The sequence below is a fragment of the Streptomyces sp. NPDC002701 genome (genome assembly GCF_042889045.1).
In the GTDB taxonomy this organism is placed as follows: Bacteria; Actinomycetota; Actinomycetes; order Streptomycetales; family Streptomycetaceae; genus Streptomyces.
In genome coordinates this window covers 1-2,689 of sequence record NZ_JBIAQL010000069.1, presented here as the reverse complement: position 1 = coordinate 2,689, position 2,689 = coordinate 1, and the positions used below count along the sequence as shown (strand labels likewise).

The 2,689-nt window shown below is 69.6% G+C and carries 1 protein-coding gene; it reads right to left on the bottom strand.

The features are described from left to right. Positions 1 to 2,689, bottom strand: a 2,689-nt coding sequence (locus ACFYXC_RS41805) for a hypothetical protein (protein WP_389558388.1), incomplete at both ends; no start/stop codon positions are given.

Sequence of the window (2,689 nt, the reverse complement as noted above, 5' to 3'; positions counted from 1 at the left end):
CTCCGCAACACCTCGATGATCCGCACCGCCTTCTCACGGAACACCTCATCCGTGTGCTTCAAATTCGTGAACTCGAAGTTCCCCGACCTGAAGGGCGTCAGGGTCGGTTCGACGGCGACGTCGGCAGGTCTCGCGTTCGGGTCCTGCGGCATACGAGCCGAGACCTCGGTGCCTGCTGCTCCGTCGTCGGCCGGCCGCGGCAGGGACACGGGGTCCACCCACACCGCCGTGCGGAGGACCGGGTCGGTGGCGGTGCGCGCCGCGTCCCAGCTCTGCTCGCCGTCCCGGTCGCTCAGGCGCGGCTCAGGCTGCGGGCTCACGTCCCCGATCAGCGCGCCCAGCAAGGTGAGATGGCGGCCGCGCAGTCCCGAAGAGAGGAGTGAGGAGTCCTCGGGGTCCGCGTTCAGGTCGCCGAGGAGGCTGCCCGGGATGTGCGGACGGTGCGGGGAGTCGGCGTCGCGGTACTCGTCCCGTAGACCCAGTTGGTGGGTCAGCTCATGGACCAGCTGCACCGGGTCGGCGTCCGCCCACCAGGTGGTCTGGTCCATCGCCCGGTCCCGGCCCGCCAGGTCCACGGTCAGGTGCGGGCTTTCGGATGGGTCGACGAGCTCGACAGTGACATGGAGGCGGTCGCCGTTCGGCAACCGGTGAGCCGGACTGTTGAGGAACTCACGTACCCCTGCGTCGAGTTGCTCGGCCACATGCGTGGTCTGACCCTCGGGGCCGCGTATCGCGAGCCGGATGGTGAGGTCGGTGACCGGCTCGCCCTGGTACGAGAACCGCCGGGCGTCGAAGCCCGACCGCACCACGAACCGCGGCCGGCTGTCACGCGGGCCGCGCGGCCGGGGCATGCCGAGCAGGGTCTGCTCGATGCTCTCGGCGGTCGTCTGAACGCTGTCGGTTCCTTGCGGGAGCCGGGGACGGGCCTCCTGCGCCGGCATGGGCCGCTGGATGCTGTCGCCACGGTTGTTGGTGGCGAGGCTGGCGGCGAGCTGGGTGAAGTCCCGTACCACCCCGAACATTCCCTTGTCGGCGGGCAGCAGAGCACGGGCGGGGCTGTCCTCGGCCATGTGCTCGGCGAGCAGCGCCTTGTACGCGTTGTAGACCTTGCCGGTGTTCCCTGGTTCCTTGGCCGCGTTCATGCGGTAGTCGCTGGTGATCGCGATGGAGGCGAGGTCCATCAGGTAGGTGTCGAAGAGGTCGGTGACGTCCTGGGGCTTGGCGCCCTCCACGCCGGCCTGCGCGGCCTCGACCAGCATGTCGGCCATCTTCAGGACGATGTCGCGGTAGATGCCGTGCCGGATGGTGCGCGGGTAGGCGGCCATGATGTGGTCGGCCTGCCCCGCCCCTTCCGTGTTCATGGTGCGCGGCGTCCTCAGATCCGTCAGCCCCGGCACCGGCAGCGGCATCCCCCGGTACGCCTCCTCCTGCTCCGGAATCTCCGCGTTGCGCGACGCCAGAGGATGCAGACCGATCTCATGCGCCAGCATCCCCATCACATAACCGACGTCGTACTTCTCGAAGTAGTAACTCGCCAGGTTGATCTGGACACCCTCGTCACCCAGGTCACGTACGTCGGCCGGCGTCTCCGTCGTCCGCACGTGCAGGGTGATCCGGACCGGGCGACCACCGACGTACTCGTTGATCGTCGGGTGATCCCGCAGCAGTTCGATGATGCGGACGGCCTTGTCCCGATACCTCTCGTTCGTGTGCTTGAGGTTGGTGAACTCGAAGTTCCCCGACCTGAAGGGCGTGAGGACCGGTTCGGCGGTGGCGGTGGACGCGCTCAAGTCCTGCGGCATACGGGCCGGCATCCCGGTGACAGTCGTGCCGTCGGTGGGCGGGCGGGGCAGGGAGACCGGGTCGGCCCAGATCGCTTCGCGAAGGACCGGGTCGGTGCCGGTGCGTACCGCCTGCCAGTTCTGCTCGCCGTCCGTCTGCGAATCCGGTTCCGGCTGGGGGGTCAGGTCCCCGACCAGCGCGCCGAGCAGGGCCAGGTGCCGGCCCCGCAGTCCGGCACCCGCCAGTGAAAGGTCCTCGGGGTCCGCGTTCAGGTCGCCGAGGAGGCTGCCCGGGATGTGGGGACGGTGCGGGGAGTCGGCGTCGCGGTACTCGTCCCGTAGACCCAGTTGGTGGGTCAGCTCATGGACCAGCTGCACCGGGTCGGCGTCCGCCCACCAGGTGGTCTGGTCCATCGCCCGGTCCCGGCCCGCCAGGTCCACGGTCAGGTGCGGCGCGTCGGCGGGGTCGACGAGCTCGACGGTGACGTGCAGCAGGTCACCGTTGGGCAGTCGGTGGCCGGGGCTGTTCAGGAACTCGCTCACACCCCGGCTGAGCTGCTCGAAGGCAAGCGTGCTCTGTTCCTTCGCGCCGCGCAGCGCGATACGGACGGTGAGGTCGGTGACGGGATCGCCGTCGTAGGTGAACCGCCGGGCGTCGAAGCCCGACCGCACCACGAACCGCGGCCGGCTGTCGCGCGGCCTCCTCGGTGGTGATGTGTCGGTCGGTCCGCGCTGCGGCCCGGTGTCGGTGCTGGTCCGCGGGAGCCGTGGGCGGGCGTCGCCCGTGTCACCGCTGCCGGACGTCGAAGCAATGGTCTGGATGCTGGCGCCCTGGTTGTTGAAGGCGACGCTGCTGCCCAGGCCCAGGAAGTTGCCCGTCACGTTGTACCAGCTCTTGTCCGCCGGCA